At 58.7% G+C, this 18,860-nt stretch carries 14 protein-coding genes; 8 read left to right on the forward strand and 6 right to left on the reverse strand.

What is annotated here, in order from left to right; translation table 11 throughout:
* Positions 1-738, forward strand: a complete 738-nt coding sequence (locus EC9_RS06215; RefSeq protein ID WP_218934623.1) for a creatininase family protein — start codon at positions 1-3, stop codon at positions 736-738.
* Between the two features lie 182 nt (positions 739-920).
* Here the strand turns inward: EC9_RS06215 and EC9_RS06220 are convergent, their stop codons facing one another.
* Positions 921-2,321 carry a neutral/alkaline non-lysosomal ceramidase N-terminal domain-containing protein gene (locus tag EC9_RS06220; protein WP_218934624.1) on the reverse strand — a complete coding sequence of 467 codons (1,401 nt, stop codon included), beginning with the start codon at positions 2,319-2,321 and terminating at the stop codon, positions 921-923.
* A gap of 382 nt (positions 2,322-2,703) precedes the next feature.
* Positions 2,704-4,362 (reverse strand): tetratricopeptide repeat protein, encoded by a 1,659-nt coding sequence (locus EC9_RS06225; RefSeq protein ID WP_218934625.1) that lies wholly within the window; start codon positions 4,360-4,362, stop codon positions 2,704-2,706.
* A 393-nt stretch (positions 4,363-4,755) separates the two neighbouring features.
* Between EC9_RS06225 and EC9_RS06230 the strand changes: the two genes are divergently transcribed.
* The 4 genes from EC9_RS06230 to EC9_RS06245 all read left to right on the forward strand — a co-directional run bounded on the left by EC9_RS06230 (position 4,756) and on the right by EC9_RS06245 (position 9,464).
* A complete protein-coding gene (locus EC9_RS06230) occupies positions 4,756-6,135 on the forward strand; it encodes a hypothetical protein (protein ID WP_145343301.1) in 1,380 nt (459 codons plus the stop codon).
* 116 nt (positions 6,136-6,251) lie between these two features.
* Positions 6,252-7,172 (forward strand): prenyltransferase/squalene oxidase repeat-containing protein, encoded by a 921-nt coding sequence (locus tag EC9_RS06235; protein WP_231753470.1) that lies wholly within the window; start codon positions 6,252-6,254, stop codon positions 7,170-7,172.
* Positions 7,173-7,191: 19 nt separating this feature from the next.
* Positions 7,192-8,526 (forward strand): glycosyltransferase family 87 protein, encoded by a 1,335-nt coding sequence (locus tag EC9_RS06240; RefSeq protein WP_218934626.1) that lies wholly within the window; start codon positions 7,192-7,194, stop codon positions 8,524-8,526.
* Between the two features lie 185 nt (positions 8,527-8,711).
* Positions 8,712-9,464: an SGNH/GDSL hydrolase family protein gene (locus EC9_RS06245; protein ID WP_145343305.1), complete on the forward strand. Its 753-nt coding sequence runs from the start codon at positions 8,712-8,714 to the stop codon at positions 9,462-9,464.
* A gap of 173 nt (positions 9,465-9,637) precedes the next feature.
* Here the strand turns inward: EC9_RS06245 and EC9_RS06250 are convergent, their stop codons facing one another.
* The 3 genes from EC9_RS06250 to EC9_RS06260 all read right to left on the reverse strand — a co-directional run bounded on the left by EC9_RS06250 (position 9,638) and on the right by EC9_RS06260 (position 15,024).
* Complete coding sequence (locus EC9_RS06250; protein WP_145349020.1) at positions 9,638-11,446, reverse strand: heavy metal translocating P-type ATPase; 1,809 nt, start codon at positions 11,444-11,446, stop codon at positions 9,638-9,640.
* Positions 11,447-11,748: 302 nt separating this feature from the next.
* Positions 11,749-12,801, reverse strand: a complete 1,053-nt coding sequence (gene lpxK / locus EC9_RS06255) for a tetraacyldisaccharide 4'-kinase (RefSeq protein WP_246105981.1) — start codon at positions 12,799-12,801, stop codon at positions 11,749-11,751.
* Entirely contained in the window at positions 12,802-15,024 is a 2,223-nt protein-coding gene (locus tag EC9_RS06260; RefSeq protein WP_145343307.1) for an NADP-dependent isocitrate dehydrogenase, read from the reverse strand.
* Positions 15,025-15,434: 410 nt separating this feature from the next.
* Here EC9_RS06260 and EC9_RS06265 point away from each other — a divergent pair, with 410 nt between their 5' ends.
* The 3 genes from EC9_RS06265 to ruvA all read left to right on the forward strand — a co-directional run bounded on the left by EC9_RS06265 (position 15,435) and on the right by ruvA (position 18,060).
* Positions 15,435-16,655: a DEAD/DEAH box helicase gene (locus tag EC9_RS06265; RefSeq protein WP_218934627.1), complete on the forward strand. Its 1,221-nt coding sequence runs from the start codon at positions 15,435-15,437 to the stop codon at positions 16,653-16,655.
* Between the two features lie 258 nt (positions 16,656-16,913).
* Positions 16,914-17,261 carry a hypothetical protein gene (locus tag EC9_RS06270; protein ID WP_145343311.1) on the forward strand — a complete coding sequence of 116 codons (348 nt, stop codon included), beginning with the start codon at positions 16,914-16,916 and terminating at the stop codon, positions 17,259-17,261.
* A gap of 169 nt (positions 17,262-17,430) precedes the next feature.
* On the forward strand, positions 17,431-18,060 hold the full coding sequence (gene ruvA, locus EC9_RS06275) for a Holliday junction branch migration protein RuvA (RefSeq protein ID WP_145343313.1): 630 nt from the start codon (positions 17,431-17,433) through the stop codon (positions 18,058-18,060).
* A 143-nt stretch (positions 18,061-18,203) separates the two neighbouring features.
* Here ruvA and EC9_RS06280 read toward each other — a convergent pair whose 3' ends face one another.
* Positions 18,204-18,779 carry a cysteine hydrolase family protein gene (locus tag EC9_RS06280; protein WP_145343315.1) on the reverse strand — a complete coding sequence of 192 codons (576 nt, stop codon included), beginning with the start codon at positions 18,777-18,779 and terminating at the stop codon, positions 18,204-18,206.
* Between the last annotated feature and the right edge of the window lie 81 nt (positions 18,780-18,860).

Here is an 18,860-nt window from a genome sequence, read left to right on the forward strand (position 1 = left end):
TTGAATTCAACTGCCCCGGCCATCCGGGCGCTCGATCGTCAGCAGACCTTGGTCGTCTTTCCGACCGCGGCGGTCGAACAGCATGGCCCTCACCTGCCCTGCGGCACCGATACGTTGATCAGCGACGCGATCGCCGACGCGGTGGAAGCTCGGGCGCCCGATCGCGTCTTGCGTCTGCCGACTCAGTGGATCGGAGCCAGTGCGCATCATCGGCGTCTCGGAGCGACGTTGGACAGCGAGTTGCCAACGTACATCCAACTGTTGTGCCAGACGTTGCAGCCGCTGTTGGAGATGGGATTCTGCCGTTTTCTGATCCTCAACGGACACGGTGGCAACATCGATCCGATGCGCGTCGCGGTGCGTCAGTTGCAGTCGCAGTGGCCCGATCGGCTGTTGGCGGCGGCTTCTTATTGGTCGATCGCCGAGTCGGTGATCGCCGATCATTTGACGGGCGAAGATAAAGCGGTTGGCCACGCGTGCGAAGCCGAAACGGCGTTGATCCTGCATCTGCGTCCGGAGCTTGTCGACACTGCGGCCGTCGAGTCGGCGATGGGATGGAAGCCCGACGCGGTCGAAGGAATGTTCATCTGCCGGGACATGAAGCAGCGAACCGCCGCTGGAGCGACGGGCCGCCCCGATCTGGCGACTGCGGAACAGGGACGCCAGATGTTCGAAGGAATCGTCGATCGAGTGAGTGTTGCCGTCGACCGATTATTGGCCGAACCGTTGCCCAGTTAGCCGACGACGCGCGTGTCGAGGGCCTCCGACGCGTGTTGGCGTTTAACCGCGTGGGCAACGCCCCGCGGTTTGAAGTTCTTCAGATAGGATCGGCTTGGGGGAGAACGCGCGGCCCGCTGGGCACGCGGTTAAACAATCCACCGGTAGACACGCGAGCTATATAGCTTTCGGCCCTTTGCCCTTTATTTGCTCGACGTTTCAGCGGGCTGCGGTTTGGGGGCCGCCAGTTGCTTGGCGACTTCACCGGCGATCATGTTCTCGATTTTTTCGGACCACAGGCCGGGGATGCCGTAGTAGACGTTCGATCCGCCCCCTTCGTAGCCTCCTTCGTTGAGGACGCGGCGCGAGGGGATGTAGGCCATTACGTCGTTGCTGTATCCGGCAACCCAGATCATCGTCGGGCTATCGTCCGGCGTGCCGGCGGCTGTCGATTTCAGCCGCAGCGCGTAATCGACGACGACTTCGCCGCCCAGGAAGACCATCCGAATGTCGTTGCCAATTTTCCAGCTGGCGACCGGATAGGGATAGGTTTCGTCGAGCGTTTTCGCGTTGCCCAGTCGACCCAAAATGTATTCCGCTCGGCCGCGTTCAAACTTGTTTTTTGTTGTCTCGCGGGTTTGGATCACTTCTTCAACCGTTGGCACATCGACCAACGGAAGGTCGAGTTCGGTGTAGCTGGTTTGCAGCGAGGATTCAACTGGGTGGACAAATCCTTCGACGACTTCGGCAACCGCTGTTCCCAATCGCTTGCCGTACTGTTGAGCCAATTCGATCGTTCGCCGTGGCAAGGGGTTTTGGTCGGCGCCGCAGCCCGCCCAGAACATCGCGATCGCTTCGGGGTAACGCTCTTCGACTTCGATCTGAGCGTAGCCGGGATAGTCGCCCGACCACTGATAGATGCCCAGCACGGTGGCGTGACAAGCGTAACCGAAGACGACAGTGCGTAGCTTTTGATCGGCGTCGCGGACCAACAGGACGGGGACGTCGTGGTCGGAGGGGCCGTTCAGTTTTCCCTGGACTCGCAGGGCGGGGACATCGTTCTGAACGTTGTCGCGTCGGTTGACGGCGACGCTGCAGCGGCCGTTGCCCCAGGTGAGCCAACTGGGCTGGAGCGATTCAAAAGAAGAGTCGACGATCGATACGATCTTCTCGACCAACTGTTGCTCGTAATCGTCCAGTTGCTGCTTCTGCTCTTCCGGCACCTGTACGTAATGCAGTGGTCCCAGGTTCGCACCGACAGCCGGCCCGGTGTGGGTGTGGGAGCAATTGATTGCGATCTGGTCGCGCGACAGATTGTGTTTCTTGCCGATCTGGTCGCAGATTTTTGTCGCGGTGTCGCGATGGATGCCGACAAGGTCCAGAGTGATCAGGACGGCGGTGTGCCCCGCCGCGTCTTGCAGCACCAACGACTTGGCCCACAGGTCAGTCAACTTGCCTTCGGCTGGATGGTCGCGGCCACCGTAGCCTGCCATCCAGATCGGTTCATCGGGAGTGATCGAGATCCGTGCCGAACCAGCTTGCCAGGGCTGAGCCGATGCGGAGAGTGGCAGTAACGCAAGGATGAAACATGTGAGCCATTTCATGATGTGGGACCCTTTGGTTAAAAGGTTGTGTCGCGTATTAAAAACTGCGACGGCGGGAAAGGAAGGCAATGCGGCGGGGCGCATTGAGCCGGGAGGTGGGACGGCGAATCCTAGGAGATCACCGCGTTTTGTAGGTCGGATTCCGCGTCGCCGCGGAATCGCTTCAGGTCACGGCCGATGGGCCAATGCTGGATAAGAGCTTTCGGGCTTAGTGCAGCGTCAACACTAAAATTTAAGGTAGTGGACGAGGTCACGAGTCCTTTCGCGCCAGAGATTATGGGGACTCGTGACCTCGTCCACTACCGTCAGTCCCAAAAACCAAAGTTTGACAAACCAATAGGATCTCATCGAGGCGATGGGATCGATCGGCCGAGGCCAGGGATCAGGTGTCGATGATATCTTCCGCCGAGAAGATCGGCGCTTTGTTCTCTTCGACGTTCTGTTCCTCTCGCCACGGCTTCTTGTTTTTGTAGCTGTCGAGTTCCTCTTGCAGTTGTTTCAACTGTTCGTGGCTATCCTCTTTGCCCAGGTCGACAGCTTTCTCGGACCATTCCAACGCTTTGTCGAAGTCGCCCGTTTCGGCGTACGCTGCGGCGAGTGTGCTGAGGATATGAGCCTGCTTGTATTCGGTCAGCTTGGCCGCTTGTTCGGCCATTTCGAGCGAACGAGCGCCGTTGCGGACCGCGTCTTGAGGGCTGGTTGCCATCACCCAAGCCAGGTTGTTGAGGATCCCTGCTTTGCTCTCGTCGATCTCGATTTCGGCTTTCAGAGCCGCTTCGTAGTCTGCGATCGCTTCTTTGTGTTCGCCAACGCTCAGCCGCGTGTCAGCTCGGATTCGCAGGGCTCGCCAGTTGCCCGGTTCGCGGCGAATGACATCGGTGGTGACATCGATCGCTTTCCGCGGGCGGTTGTCCATTTGATAGAACGATGCCAATTGGATCGCCCAGGTGGCGTTTTCGGGGAAGCTGCGGACCAACAGTTTCATGTCGTTGATCGCATCGGGCAGCCGTCCCTCTTCGGCCGACAGGTAGGCTCGCAGCAGGACGCCCTGCACGCTGCCGGGATTCAATTCCATCGCTTTGTCCAAGTCGCGACGGGCCGCGGCGGTGTCGTCGCGGCTGAGATAGATCTCGGCCCGAGCGAACAGCGATGCTGGATCGCGAGGCTGCAGTTCGATCGCTTTGTTGAGGTCCGCGATCGCTTCGTCCAGTTTGTCTTCGGTGCGATAGATCGCCGCTCGCAATTGATACAGCGACGCATCGGGTTTGGCTTTCAATCCATCGTCGAGGATCGTCTTGGCTTCGTCCAATCGCTTCAGTTCGGCAAGCGCTTTGACCGCCGTCGCGGTGACGCGGGTGTTGGTCGGATCGACTTTCAGAACGTGTTGCAGGTCGGCGACCGCTTCGTCGAACTTCTGTTGTTGGAAATAGAACTGCGATCGGGCTTGGTAGGCTTCGATGTTCTCGCTGTTCGTTTCGATCGCCTTATTAATGTCGGCCAGCCGCGCTTCGATGTCGGTTTGCATCAGCGCTCGCAGCATGTAGGCTTCGCTTTGCGCCTGTGGATCTTCTTGTAAAGACTCCACGGCTGCTGCGGCAGCTTTTAAAGCTCGGGTCCGGTCGCCGCCGGGCAACGCGTTCAAGCGGGCGATCAGCGTCTGCGCTTCGGCGAGCGCGGGATCGTTGTCGACAGCGGTCTCGAGGTGCTTGAGCGCTTCGCCACGCAGTTGAGCCAGATTTCCGGCTTGCGGTTGGCGGAACATCTGTTGAGCGATCGCCTTGCCCCGTTCCAACGCCACGCCAGCTAGCATCTGCTTGGCAAAGCCTTCGTTCTCTTTGTCCAATCCCTTGGCGAGAGCCGATTGCAACAGATCGCCGATCTTATTTAAGTCGTCCAGCGTCTTGGCGTCCAACCGCATGACCATCGCTTCGTCCAAATCGGGCTGTCCCTCGCCATCGGCAAAGGCCAGCGGGGCGGTTCCCCCAAGAATCGATAGCACTGCGAGCAGCAGCGGAACGCGAATAGCGTGGTGGAACAACATAGATCCCTCTCCGTGTGGATTGTGTTTCATCGGTGTTTGGTTCGAATGGATCGCGATGCGAGAATCGACCAGTTTGGCCGGGCGTTTGTGGCAGGAAGCGGCAAGCCTGTGTTTTATTATGGCCTGTTTGGCTAAGCTACGCCAACGGTGATCTCGCCGCTTCTGACCAGAACTCGCCCGAAATTGACTCGATTGCCCAGCTTCGGGTGCCAACCAGCGGGTAGGATCGGGCGGGTTGGAGGTGAAACGAACGTTGGTTCCCGCGGCTCGACGACTGGTTCGGTACAATGGACCGGTGGAGAATTGAGAAAGATCGATTGCCAGGCCCCGTCATTTCGCGTTTTAAAAGACTGGCCGTTTCGGTCGATGAGAAGAGACAGGATGAGGGGTTCGATGAGAAATACTGTTCAGCGACGCCGACAACCACGTGCCAACCGCCCTTTGCCCTGGTGGCGAGTCGGCCCCTGTTTGTTAGCAATCGCCGCCTTGGCCTGGCTGCCGTCGTTTGGGACGCCCATTTCGACGGCGACTCCCGCGGGCCAGTCGCCGCCGATCGAAGCGACTCTCGTCGCCCATTGGCAGCAGCCGGCGGCCCCTCCAATTTCGCTGCCGGAAATCGATCCGTCGGATCTGGAAGGAGATGGATCGGGAGATGGCACGCCGCTGTCGGCCGCAGGAATCGAAAAAAATCTGAAGGGTTCGATGACCAAGGAGCAGCTGTCGGCTGCTGATTTGGCCGCCGCAAATCAGATGGTCGAACAGCTGACGCCGGTCGATTGGTTGGGCCCGCTGGCACCGGTCGCTTTGTCTCCCTTCTTCGGAATCACGTGTCTGTCGGGGCTAGCGCTGTGGAGTCCCGAGTGGATGCCGGGGAATGGTTTGTTGGACGCCGCAACGCCGCTGAAGAACCCGAACCTTTTCTGGGCCTTCGCCGCGTTGACGATCATCACTTCGCTGCCGCGGTTGTCGAAGGTCAGCAAGCCGATCGCGGTTGCTGTGGACAAGGTGGAGGCTTATGCCGGGATCATCACGTTGATCGCGATTCGCTACATCGCATCGCCAAATGAAGTCTTGGACGAAAGTCCTGAAATCGTCGAGGCGGGGATCGTCTCGGGGACCGTGGGGGCTCTTCTATATGTTGCGATGGTGATCAACGTGTTGGTGATCAACAGCGTCAAGTTCTTCTTTGAGTTCTTGATCTGGTTGACGCCGATTCCATTTCTGGACGCCTGTTTCGAATTCGCCAACAAAACGATGTGCGCGGGGCTGATGGCTTTGTATGCGCTCAGCCCGACGCTGGCGACGCTGTTGAATCTAGCGGTCTTTGTCGTCTGTTTGCTTGTCTTGCGATGGATCAACCGCCGCGTTCACTTCTACCGGCACATGGTGTTCGATTCGTTGTGGCCGATGTTCCAGAAGACGTACGGGCGGCCGTCGCGGGCTGAACTGGTCGTCTTTCCCAAAACCGATTGGAACGGCTTTCAGGATAAGGCCTGTATCACGCTCTGCCGCCACGATCGGGGATGGACGATGCGGCAGAGGCGTTGGTTTCGAACTCCGTTGACCAGCGATCTGCCTGCGGATGCGAAGCTGAAGATCACGCGCGGTTGGTTGACTAATACGTTGGAGATCAGGGCAACCGAACCTGTCGTGATGATCTTCAGCCGTCGATATCACGGCGATTTGCACACCGTTGCCGAATTGATCGGTGCGGAGGTGGAGGTGGTCGAGGAGACGCCGCAGCCGAAGCCGGCGAAAACCGAATTCGCCTGAGCCCCTGCCCGGCTTCGCGCATCGCGAACGCCCCTTTATGGTTTACTCTGGGCCGCGACGATGGGAAGTCTATCGGTAACGCTAGGCCTCGGTTTTTCTCGGGACATCGGTGATTCGTGACATATCTTGAGGCGTTGACGATCCGGTTGGCTCAAGGTGCGGCGGAGCTGCCCGAAGCGATGCGGCAGCGACAGGGCGATTGGCTGTTGGCTCAACAGCGACCCGACGGCGGTTTCGCCGGTCGCGAAGGGGGCAGTGATCTATATTACACCGCCTTTGCTCTGCGGTCGTTGATGATCCTGGGCCTGTTGGATGGCGAACCGGCCGATCGCGCCGCCGAATTCTTGAAACAGCGGTTGCAAGGACGCGAAGCGATCATCGATCTGATCTCGTTGATCATGGCGGCCAAGATGCTGGAGATCTCCTCGGGGATCGATGTGATGCAGTCGGCCAACGGCGGATGGCAGGATGCGATCGCCGAGCTGTTGGAAACGCTCCGCCGCGAGGACGGAGGGTATGCGAAGAGTCCCGAAGGGCGAGCCGGCAGCACCTATCAAACCTTTCTGACGCTGTTGTGTTACGAATTGATCGAACGCTCGCCGCCGGAACCTCGCCAGATCGAAGCCTTTATTCGTGGCCAGGCTCAGGTCGAAGGTGGCTTCTTGGAAATTCGCGTCGGCAAGCGGGCGGGAGTGAATCCGACGGCGGCGGCGATCGGTGCGCTGCGGGTGCTACAGAGACTGGATGAACCGACACAGCAGTTGACGACTGAATTTCTCGCCGAAATGCAGATAAATGATGGCGGCATGACGGCCAACACGCGGATTCCTATTGCCGACTTGTTAAGCACATGTACGGCGATCGTGACCTTAACCGATCTGCAATCGTTGGATCAGATCGATCGGGCCGCTGCCACGCGTTATGTCCATAGCATGGAACGGCCGGGGGGCGGGTTCGCCGGATTCGAAATGGATCCGGCCGAAGACGTTGAATATACCTTTTATGGGCTCGCCGCATGTTCGTTGCTGTCGTTGTGATCTTCTTCGGGTGGCGGGGATGAAGGAATCGACGACCGACACCGAACCGCGAGACGACGCGGCGGTTGCGTCGACGCAGCGGCGTCGCCAAATCGTTTCTTGGCTGGCCGCCGTCTGCTTCTTGATCGGTGTCGTGCTGACCGCCGGTCGCATCGTCTTGGCCTATCAAACCCCTGGCCCGTTCGACCCTTCGCGGCAGGGTTACTGTGACTTTCACAACGGTGTCTATTTTCCGGCACTTGCGTTTCGGGAAGGCGTTTCGCCGTACAGTGCCGCTTATGTCCAGCAGTATCCGGTCGAGCGGTCGATCCCGTTTTATTCCCCCTTGGTCCTCGCACTCCACACTCCGTTGACCTGGTTGCCGTTGGCGGTTGCCGAAGTCGTGTACTTCATTGTGTCGCTTGGCATGCTGTTGGGAATCGCCTGGCTTACCGTCCGCTGGACGACTGGCAGTGCCGGTGCGGGATGGCGTTGGGATTGGTTTTGGATCGTTGCGAGCGGTTTGGTCTTCACGCGTGGTGGGCAACAGACGCTCTTCACCGGTTACTTCACATTCGAATTGATCCTAGGAGCATTGCTTGCTGTCCACTATGGCAAGACGCATCCCTGGCGGAGTGTGCTGGGGTTGGTGGTTATTTCGTGCAAGCCGACGTTTGTGCTGCCGATCGCGGGGTTGATGTTGTTTCGCGGCAACTTCAAAGCGGTAACGCTTGCCGGAGTGATCTCGTTGGTTCTTGCGGTCGCTTGTTTCGGCTGGTTGATCCAGTCGGGTTCGGCTTCGCAAATGATGTCCGATATCGGCACCAGTCAAGATGTCCATCGGAGCGATGATTACGAAGTACCGGCCAATACGTGGACGCGTATCGATGTCTTGGCGATCGTTGCGAAATGGACTGATTGGGTACCCGGCGATGCAACACATCTGGTGTGGATGATCGCGATCCTGTTGCCCGCCGCGATCGTGTTGTCGATCTATCACCGCCACAATCACGACGACGGTGCGGCGACGGGACTCAGCGGCGCGATCGTGCTGCTGACCTCCTTGGTCGCCATTTTTCATCAGGTCTACGACGCGATGATTTTGACGCCGGTGATCGTTGCGATTTTGATCGCGTTGCGACCGGCATGGGATGCGTTGAGCTGGCGAATGCGGATGTTTTTGGCGATCTCGATGTTGATGCCCGCTCTGAATTACGCTTCGAGTTTGATGGTCTTAAATCGCTTTCAGATCGATGGTTTTGCGAAGGATGTTGTCACCAGCCTGAACGCGATTTCGCTGCTAATCGCCTGCGTGGTGCTGCTGGTTTTGGCCTGGAACCGTCGTGCTGGCAAGGTGAGCCAGGTTTCTCTCTAAGGTATTCGCCGATGGGCAGTCGCCACCCGTTTCCGAGTCCGATCACACGCCAGCGGATACGGCAAATTGAAACATTGAATTGCCCTGGCGGTGTTGGCGATCGGCAATGCAGCGCGTCGCCCCGCCGTCTATACTGGGACTCGTCTTGCTAGTTTGAATTTGCCCCGTTCACCGAGGAGCTGAGAATGATGAAACTCACGCGTCGCAATCTTTTGCAATCCACGATCGTCGCTGGCGTCGCCGCTTCGAGTGTCTCCACCGCAACGACCGTGTCGGCTGCTAATGATTCCAACGTTCAATCGCTTCCCGAGGGTGCGGTGATTTTGTTTCAAGGGGATTCGATTACCGATGCCCGCCGCGATCGCAAGAAACAGACGGCGAATCAGTCGGCGGGGCTTGGCGATGGCTATCCGTTTCTGATCGCCGGTGGCCTGTTGGAGTCGCATCCGGCAAAGCGGTTGCAGATCCACAATCGTGGGATCAGTGGAAACAAGGTCCCCGATCTTGCGAAGCGTTGGCAAGCAGATTGTTTGGATCTGAAGCCGAACATCTTGAGCATCCTGGTCGGCGTGAACGACATCTGGCACAAGCTCAACGGCCGCTATGACGGTTCGGTCGCGGTCTACGAAAGTGGCTACCGCGAATTGATCGAGGGAACGTTGTCGGCGCTGCCCGATGTTCGCGTTGTCGTTTGCGAACCGTTTGTGCTGCGATGTGGTGCGGTCAACGACAAGTGGTTCCCCGAATTCGATCAGCGACGCGAGGCGGCGCTGCGCGTTGCCGATTCGATGAGCCTGACCGTGGTTCCGTTTCAGCAGATGTTCGACAAAGCGATCGACGAAGCCCCGCCGGCCTACTGGGCAGCCGATGGCGTCCATCCAACGCTGGCCGGCCATACGTTGATGGCGAAGACCTGGCGTGAAACCGTCGGCATCTAAATCGTCGGATGACCGACGCGGTGATTTTTCAAACGCATCGCTGGTTGTTTCCATCGCGGCTTGCTTTGACGCAGCCCGCGTGGCGAGGCCACACCAGCGTTTGCGTCGAATGGGAGGCTGCCAGAATCAATTGACGAGGGCGTCCGAACGCGAATCGATTGGCTGGCGGTTGCTTATTCGCTCGATTCGAAATCGATCATCGTCTTCGGAACGATCGCCACGCGGAGGGCGTTGAGTACCGCGAGGATGTCGATCACTTCTTGGCTGATCGCGCCAGCAACGGGAGGCAAATAGCCAGCCGCTGCGATCGTCATCCCGATGATGCTGAGCGCCATTCCACCGATGGCACTTTGCATCGCGATCCGCCGCATCCGCCGGCTGATGTGCAGGAATTCGTCGATCTTCCGCAGCGAACTGTCCATCACGACGACATCGGCCGCCGACGTCGTCACGTCGCTGTTCTGGCCGAACGCGATCCCCACCGTCGCGGCCATCAGCGCCGGGGCGTCGTTGATCCCATCCCCCACGTAGATGCTGTTCGCTTTGGCGGTCTCGGCATTGACGATCGCCAGTTTCTGTTCGGGGCTTTGGCTGCTGTAGACGCTTTGGATGCCAACTTGTTCGGCTAGGTAAGCGACTTCCGATTCCCGATCCCCCGAGACCAGCATGGTCCGCGAGATGTGATGCAGCGGAGCCAAGTGGCCGATGAATTTGGCACCGTCGGTTCGCGGGGTGTCGCGGAATCGGTAGGTCGCCGCGTACTGTTCATCGATCAAGATCACGCACTCTAGTCCCGCTTGTTGATCGGGAAGTTGTGACGCTAGTTCTGGTTGTTGTTTGAGCAGCTTGTTGCGGCTGGTGACCCGCACCGAAGTCTCGCCGACCTTGCCTCGCAAGCCTGCGCCGGGCCGCTCGCTGACCTCGCCAACGCTTAACATCGCAAGCCCCGCGGCTTTGGCCGCTGCGACGATCGCTCGCGATAAAGGATGTTTGGAATAGACTTCCAGACTGGCAACCCACTGCAAAACGTCGGCTTCCACAAATCCCGACGCCACGACTTGAGCTGTCAGATTGGGTTTGCCGTACGTCAGAGTGCCGGTCTTATCGAAGATCAACGTGCGGCAGGTGTCAGCCGTTTCCAGTGCCGAGGGATCGCGGACGATGATCGCTCGCCGCGCCGCTAGCGAGATCGATCCGATGATCGCAACGGGAATTGCGATCAGCAACGGACAGGGAGTGGCGACGACCATCACTGCTAAAAAACGAACGGGATCGCCGGAAAACGCCCAGGCGGCGATCCCGATCGCGACGGCCAACGGTGTGTACCAGGCACCCAGTTTGTCGGCCAGTCGCCGCATCTGCGGCTTGTTCTGTTCGGAGGCCGCCATGACTTCCATGATCTTGGCGTAACGGGAATCGATCGCCAGTTTGTCGGCTCGAATCAGCAGCGCCGTTTCGCCATTGATCGCGCCGGAGAGGACTGCTGAGCCGGGCGTCTTGGACATCATGTAGGGTTCGCCGGTCAGAAACGATTCGTCCATCACGCCGTGCCCTTCCACGACGCTCCCGTCGATCGGGCAGATCTCGTGAGGGAAGACCGAAACGATGTCGCCGATCGCAAGTTCCTGCAGCGGGACGTCGACGACCGATGCTCCCTGTTTGCGATGCGCGACCGATGGCATGCGTTTGCTGAGCGCTCGCAGTACCGACGACGCGCTGCGGACGGCGTAGGCTTCCAACGCTTCGCCACCGGAAAGCATCAGCACGACCAACGCCCCCGCCAGATATTCGCTTAACAACGCCGATGCGACAATCGAAATTCCCGCCAGCAGGTCGGAGCCAAACTCGCGCCGCAACATCTTCTGCAGCAGGTCGAAGACCAACGGCACGCCACCAAAAACGAACACCGCCCAGAGTGGAATGTTTGCCGCCAACGGACTGCTGGCCGTGCCGAACCGCAGTACCAGATGCACGCTGATCATTGCGACGGTGAAGATCGCGATCAGCGTTTCACGCGATTTCCACGTGGCAGGTGCGGGGGATGCTGGCAAGGGAAAGCTCGCATTGTGGAAGGGACGGAATCGGTTTTAGGATTCGCGATCGTTAACCTGGTGGTTGGTCAAACTTCGATTTTAGGCCTGATGGTAGTGGACGAGGTCACGAGTCCCCATAATCTCTGGCGCGAAAGGACTCGTGACCTCGTCCACTACCCCAAAATTTTAGTATTGACGCTGCACCAGGAGCGCGCCGCGTCTGCTAGTCCCGCGACGGTTCGTGCAGCGGGCTAGGAAGTTGTTTGGCGGGCTGTCTGCAGCAGACGCTGGCGCAGTTCTTCTTCGCCGACGGTCAGTGCGATCTCGATTCCGACGGCTCGCAGCGGCAGGCGGCCGATTCGCGAGGTTCTTAGTTTGACGAGATCCTTGTGCGTGCAGAGGATCGCTTCAGCCGCAGGATGTTGGTCGACCCAGGCGGTGAGCGTTTCGATATCCTCGCGGTCGAAGCGATGATGATCGGGAAAGGTTTTGCTGTCGATCAGCGTGGCGCCACAATCGGTGACCGTTTTTACAAACGCGTCCGGATTGCCGATCGCACTGAAGACCAGCACCTGTTGCCCGCGTAGGGTTTCGATCGGCAACGGATCGGCGGCGTGCGTCAGTAGCGCCGACGGTGCATGGACCGATTCAACCCACGTCGCCGTGGCGGCGAACCGTTGCACCGTCTCGCGGATCTGTTGGCGCTGCGCATCGGATGCGGCATCGCTGCGCGTCAGGACCACGACGTCGGCGCGCTTCAAACCTTTTAACGATTCACGCAACATGCCGCGTGGCAGTTGATACCCATATCCAAACGGACAGCTAGCGTCGATCAAGACGATGTCCAAATCGCGGTGCAGTCGGCGGTGTTGGAAACCATCGTCCAGCAGGATGACTTCGGTCTCCAGTTCTTCGACCACAACACGTGCACCCTCGACACGATCGGGATTTTGAACGTGAGGCACGTCGGGCAGACGCTCTTCCAGTTCCAACGCCTCGTCGTTCACCCCACTCGCATCGGCCCCGTACCCGCGACTGACGATCGCCACGCGAAGGCCTTCGTTGCGCAGCGCGCGAGCGATCCAAGCGACCATCGGCGACTTGCCCGTTCCGCCGGTCGTGATGTTGCCGACCGAGATCACGGGAACGTCGGCATGTTGGATCGACGAAGCATCGCGATCGTATTTGCGATTGCGCAGCGTAGTTGCGATGCCGTAAGGGATCGCCGCGACGCGGGTCGCCATGCGCAACAAACGAGCCAGCGGATCTCTCCGCTGGCCCGACATGATAGGACGAATATCCATTTACAGCGATTCGATGACCGAGTTGAACGTTGCGCTAGGCCGCATCGCGTTGCTCAGCTTTTCTGGATTGGGCTGATAGTAGCCGCCCAAATCGACAGGTTGGCCTTGAGCATCGCTGAGTTCGGCGACGATCTTCGCTTCCTGATCGGCCAACTGGCTAGCGACGGCTGCAAATCGTTGTTGCAGTTCGGCGTCTTGCGTTTGCGCGGCCAGTGCCTGAGCCCAATAGAGCGTCAGATAGAAGTGGCTGCCACGGTTGTCGATCTCTTTAACTTTTCGCGACGGCGACTTGTCGTTGTCCAGGAATGTTCCCGTCGCGGTGTTCAGTGTTTCCGCCAGAACCAAGGCTTTCTTGTTGCCCGTCTTGGTCCCCAGATCTTCCAGCGAGACAGCCAATGCCAAGAATTCGCCTAACGAATCCCACCGCAGGTGCCCCTCTTCGACAAATTGCTGAACATGTTTGGGAGCCGATCCGCCAGCACCGGTTTCGAACAGGCCACCGCCGGCCAGCAGTGGTACGATCGAAAGCATCTTGGCGCTGGTTCCCAGTTCGAGAATCGGGAACAGATCGGTCAGGTAATCTCGCAACACGTTACCGGTGACCGAGATCGTGTCCTTGCCTTCCTTCGCCCGTTGGCAGGCGTGCAGAGTGGCTTCGACAGGTGGCATGATCTGGATGTCCAAGCCCGCGGTATCATGTTCGGGCAGGTAATTGTTCACCTTGGCGATCAGGTTGGCGTCGTGAGCGCGGTTGGCATCCAACCAGAAGACGGCGGTCGCGCCGGTCGCTCGGGCGCGGGTGACGGCCAGTTTGACCCAGTCGCGGATTGGCGCGTCTTTGGTTTGGCACATCCGCCAGACGTCGCCGGCGGCAACTTCGTGTTGCATCAGCGTCTCGCCCTGCCCGTCGACGACGCGGACGGTTCCATCGGCTGGGATTTCAAAGGTCTTATCGTGCGACCCGTACTCTTCGGCCTTCTGTGCCATCAGGCCGACATTCGCGACGCTGCCCATCGTGGTCACGTCGAACGCGCCGTTCTTTTTGCAGAAGTCGATCGTCGCTTGGTAAACGCCCGCGTAGCAGCGGTCGGGGATGACAGCTTTCATGTCGTGCAACTTGCCATCGGGGCCCCACATCCGGCCCGAGGTGCGAATCGCGGCGGGCATCGATGCGTCGATGATCACGTCGCTAGGGACGTGCAGGTTGGTGATCCCTTTGTCCGAATCGACCATCGCCAATTCGGGACGCTTTTCCATTTCGGCGGCGATGGCGGCTTTGATTTCAGCCTGTTTCGCTTCGTCGAGTTTACCGAGCTTTGCGTACAGATCGCCCAGGCCGTTGTTCGGGTTGAAGCCGATTTCTTCGAGCTCCGCAGAATACTTTTCGATCACGTCGCTGAAGAAGACGCGGACGGCGTGTCCGAAGATGATCGGGTCGGAGACCTTCATCATCGTCGCTTTCATGTGCAGCGAGAACAGGACGTTGTTCTGGTGAGCGTCTTCGATTTCTTTGGCGAAGAAGGCTTGCAGTTTGCTGCGGCTGATTCGCGATCCGTCGATGATCTCGCCGGCTTGAATCGGGAAGTCCTTTTTCAGCACAGTCACCGAACCATCGGCTGCGACCAGTTCGATCCGAACGGTGCCGGCGGCGGCCATTTCATGAGATAGTTCGCTGCCGTAGAAGTCACCGTCGTCCATCGACGCCACGTGCGACTTGGAATCGGCTGACCAAGCGCCCATCGAGTGTGGGTTCTTCCGGGCGTACTGCTTTACTGGAGCGGCGACGCGGCGGTCGGAGTTGCCTTCGCGAAGGACGGGATTAACGGCGCTGCCAAGCACCTTGGCGTAGCGGTCGCGAATCTCTTGCTCGGCATCGGTTTTCGGTTCGGCCGGGAAGTTGGGCAGTTCGTAACCGTGCTGTTGCAGTTCGCTGATCGCGGCGTTCAATTGCGGGATCGAAGCGCTGACGTTGGGCAGTTTGATGATGTTCGCTTCGGGAGTCTTGGCGAGTTCGCCGAGTTCCGCTAAGGCATCGGTCTGCTGTTGGTTGGCGGGCAGGCGGTCGGAGAAGTTCGCCAAGATGCGGCCGGCTAGCGAGATATCTTTTGTTTCGACATCGATCCCCGCTGCGGTTGCAAACGCGCGGATGATCGGCAGCAAAGAACCTGTGGCCAGGGCGGGAGCTTCGTCGGTTTGCGTGTAAATGATCTTTGCTTGGGCCATGGATGTTCCTTTGGATGTCGGGCTACGGCAAACGCCGTAGTGACCGTTCTGAATAACGTTGGGTGAGTTGTCGTTGGAGGCGAATGGGGACGCAGTTCCTCCGCGGCAAGGGAGGGGCCACGCGTCGAACCCGCAATCGGCATCCGACGCGATTGTAACGGGGAAAGGTCAGCCGATGTAGCCGCCACGTTCCTCCGGGGACGACTTGTCGCAGGGCGAAACCGAACTGCCAAGCTGCGGAATCGCCGATGTTTGTCGATCCGATGACCCAACGTGTCACGCCGGCGAGCGACACTGCGGACGTTGTCATCACGCGTCGGCGTCGGCTGGCGAACTGCCAATCTTGGCAGCCGCTGCCGGACACGCCGCCGGTTAAAAACATTGGACGATTCGACAGGGAGGCTTCCGCAATGGTTCTTGATTCCGCGTTTTCGACAGTTTCGCATTGCCAAAACCAAGTCACATCGTGCGGCTTGGGATTAGCCGATAACTTTGCTCCCGCTGCGGCTGCCGCCGAAGTGCTGGCTGCGGCTCGAGTCGAACCTCGGGCGTATCAGCGGCGGATGGTCGTCGCGGCACTGCAGATGATTGCTGGTCGGCAGCGGTCGTCCGACGGGCACTTGGCTCCGGCGGCGGGGCGTGTTTTGGTGGAGAGTCCCGTTGGCAGCGGCAAGACGGTGATCGGACTGGCAATTGCCAGCGCGCTTCAGCGTGCGACCGGATGCCGCGTCGGCTGGGCTGCGATGCGGAGGAACTCGTTGGCCCGCGTGGCTGCGGAAAACGCGACGCGGCACTTTAACCTGGATCTGCAGACGATCAGCATGTTCGACAAATCGCCGGCAGACGTCGACCTGTTGGTTGTCGATGAAGTCGCCTGCGGTGGAACGGCGCAGATCGAGCGGCTGCACCGAAAATTGCATCCCCGTTGGACCCTGGGGCTGGCGGCAAACAGCGATCCGATCAAGTCCTGTTTCGACCGCGTGATCCGCGACGCGGGCGTATCGCAATTGATCGCCGATGGGCATTTGAGTCCGTACCGGCATTACACGCTTGACGAATATACGCCGGCGGTGGTTGCGAAGCTGTTGATGGAAGATCCCGATCGATGGGGCCAGTCGTTAGCGTTTTTCCAACGCCGACAGCAGGGCCTCGCCTGTGCGGGGCTGTTGCAGGAACAGGGAATCGCTTGCGAGCTGTTGGGGACCGGGGCGCATCGGGAGCGGCAGTTGGACGCGTTTGAACGAGGCAATGTGCGTATTTTGATCAGCACCGCTGCGGTGCCCGAATCGATCGATTGTCCCGAGCTGAAAACTGTCTTCTGTCGTCCGGCGGGGCGCAGCAGCATGTTGGACATGGCGGGGCCGGTGTTTAACAAGTCGGTTGGTCAGCCGATCAAGCAGGTCGTGCAGTGTCGGCAGGCGGCTTGGCCCATGTGGAAGAGTATTCCGGCGGATGAGCAATTTGTAGGTGTTCAGGGTGGTTGGCGAAGCGTGGTGGTGAATCGGCAGCTGGCGAAAATCGTTGCTCCATCGGATCCGCTTCGGTTGGCGTCGGAGTTCCCACGGCAGGATGTTTTCCTTGGGAGGGAGCGGTTGCGGTGTGCCAACGCGAGTCGCAGCGTCAGGTTTTAGGGTGCGTCAATTTAGCATCGAGCCGCTTTTTGATAGCACACCGCCGCGGCTGACCTTGCATCGTGGGAAGCAGTTGGGCTATTGAAGCAGGTTGTGGTTGGGATGCTGCGCGTTCGCTTCGTTTTTGGTGCCTTGGTCGTACTGGAAAGCAGGCTGCGTCTGCGGCTTGGATCGACATCCGTCGTTTGACAGAAAACAAAGGTCGCAGATATGTTCGGGCTCACTTTGAGATACGCAACCGTAGGGATTCTGACTTTAATGACGCAGCATGTCTTTGCCCAAATTACCCCCACACGAACGACTGCTGGAACCGCACAGTCGGTCGTTCGCTTAGAAGACCAATTGATCAACGGCTTGCGGGCCACGCGCGAAGAACAGCAAGCGTTTTTGAAAAGCGTTGTCGTGCTCAGCGAGCAGGGAAAGTTAGACAAGCGATTGATCAACGCGATCTACGTTTGGTCTCGCCGACGCCAGCCGCTCTATCCGTTCCCCTTCTTTGAACGGGGGCTTCGGATCGAAGCACAGAAGCGTGGGATCGCTTTGCCCGTCGTCAATCTCGTGCAGCGAGTTGGTGGCGTTACGCCACCATTAAGTATGGCTCGCTAGCGTGAAACGCGGACAGCTGGCGTGAATCGGGCGTTGGCGATAGATTGTCCAGGCACTGTTGTGTGCGGGGGACAGATGCCGGTCTGGCTTTTTCAGAGGCCTGTGACGGCGGAGCGACGCCAACATTCACCGCTGCCTAATTGTCGAACGTTGAAGGAAGCGATCCACTTTGATCACAAAGATTACCGGAAAACTGGCGTCACTGAGCGAAGAGTCGGCGATCTTGGATATTCCGCCGTTCGAGTACGAGGTCTTTATTCCCGATTTCACGCGGCGTCAGTTGCAGGGGAAAATCGGCACGAACATTTCGCTGCATACGTTGAACTACATCGACGGCAATGCGGCTCAGGGCGGTCGGCTGTCACCTCGCCTGGTCGGATTTGTCGCCACAGTGGAGAAACAGTTTTTCGAACTGTTCTGCAGCGTCGATGGGGTTGGCGTCAAAAAAGCGTTGCGTGCGATGGTCCGCCCTGTCAAAGAGATGGCGGTGATGATCGAGCAGCAGGACGCCAAGGGGCTGTCGAGTTTGCCAGGGATCGGCCCGGCGACCGCAGAGCGCGTGATCGCCAAACTGCGTCGCAAGATGCCTCGGTTCGCCTTGTTGGTCGGTCGCGATGCGACTCCAGAGGACGGAGAGGGGCAATCGGATGTCGTTCGCGACACGTTTGATGCTCTGTTAGCACTGGGCCATGGTGAAGCTGACGCTCGCCAATTGATTGACGATGCGATGGCAACAAAAAAGAAGTTCAAGGATACCGAGTCGCTGCTGACCGCGATCTACCAGAAGAGCACGCAATAATTGGGCCCAGCAAGCGATAGCTGTGCAGGCCGTGGTCCCAATGCTTCACCGCGAGCCCTCTTCATCATTTGAGTGCTTCGGATCAGTCGGTCTGTAAACGCTGTCGCCGCGGAGCATCGGCGGCCACGATCTCGGACCAGTCGCTATTCGTCTGAAGTTTTGGCTTGAAACTGCTCGAGTGCTTCGTCGGTGCTAACGACACTTGCGTAACCGAATGCGAGGGCGGCCATGAAGGCTCCATGCACTTGCTGGGAGGGGATTTTCTTGCCGAGAAATTCCAGTTCCAGTGTAGCGCAGGCGTCGTGAGCAACCGTGCATTGGTAACCAAAGTCGCTGGCCGCTCGCGTAACCGCATCGATGCACATGTGGCTCATTGCGCCGGCAATCAATACGCTATCGACGCCGGATTTGTCCAGAATCGCTTTCAGGTCGGTGTCGCGAAAGCTGTTGATTTGCTGCTTTTTGACAACAGGTTCTCCAGACGCTGGTTGGACAGAACTGTGATGTTCCGCTCCGTGCGATCCAGGAACAAAAAACGGCGCCTCGAGCGTGGGGAATTCATGACGCACATGCACAACCAGTTCGCCACGTTCTCGAAACGCAGAGAGCAAACGGCTTGCATTGGCCGCAACCGTTTCCACTTGGTCGAGTTCCCATTTGCCGTCGGGAAAGTAATCGTTTTGCAGGTCGACCAGAATCAATGCTGTTCGTTGCGTCATATCTTTATTCCGTCCTATTTGTTTTAAATTTAGTCGCACAAATTAAATCGTTCAGCGAACCTCTCCGCCGCCTCGCTCCAG

The sequence above is a fragment of the Rosistilla ulvae genome, assembly GCF_007741475.1.
Taxonomy (GTDB): domain Bacteria; phylum Planctomycetota; class Planctomycetia; order Pirellulales; family Pirellulaceae; genus Rosistilla; species Rosistilla ulvae.

What these genes read in the sequence shown, in the direction of transcription:
- EC9_RS06240 (WP_218934626.1), top strand. Translation starts at nt 7,192, where the DNA reads ATGAAGGAATCGACGACCGACACCGAACCGCGAGACGACGCGGCGGTT.
- EC9_RS06220 (WP_218934624.1), bottom strand. Translation starts at nt 2,321, where the DNA reads ATGAAATGGCTCACATGTTTCATCCTTGCGTTACTGCCACTCTCCGCA.
- EC9_RS06225 (WP_218934625.1), bottom strand. Translation starts at nt 4,362, where the DNA reads ATGTTGTTCCACCACGCTATTCGCGTTCCGCTGCTGCTCGCAGTGCTA.
- EC9_RS06265 (WP_218934627.1), top strand. Translation starts at nt 15,435, where the DNA reads ATGGTTCTTGATTCCGCGTTTTCGACAGTTTCGCATTGCCAAAACCAA.
- EC9_RS06260 (WP_145343307.1), bottom strand. Translation starts at nt 15,024, where the DNA reads ATGGCCCAAGCAAAGATCATTTACACGCAAACCGACGAAGCTCCCGCC.
- EC9_RS06245 (WP_145343305.1), top strand. Translation starts at nt 8,712, where the DNA reads ATGATGAAACTCACGCGTCGCAATCTTTTGCAATCCACGATCGTCGCT.
- EC9_RS06230 (WP_145343301.1), top strand. Translation starts at nt 4,756, where the DNA reads ATGAGAAATACTGTTCAGCGACGCCGACAACCACGTGCCAACCGCCCT.
- lpxK (WP_246105981.1), bottom strand. Translation starts at nt 12,801, where the DNA reads ATGGATATTCGTCCTATCATGTCGGGCCAGCGGAGAGATCCGCTGGCT.
- EC9_RS06250 (WP_145349020.1), bottom strand. Translation starts at nt 11,446, where the DNA reads ATGATCAGCGTGCATCTGGTACTGCGGTTCGGCACGGCCAGCAGTCCG.
- EC9_RS06270 (WP_145343311.1), top strand. Translation starts at nt 16,914, where the DNA reads ATGACGCAGCATGTCTTTGCCCAAATTACCCCCACACGAACGACTGCT.
- EC9_RS06280 (WP_145343315.1), bottom strand. Translation starts at nt 18,779, where the DNA reads ATGACGCAACGAACAGCATTGATTCTGGTCGACCTGCAAAACGATTAC.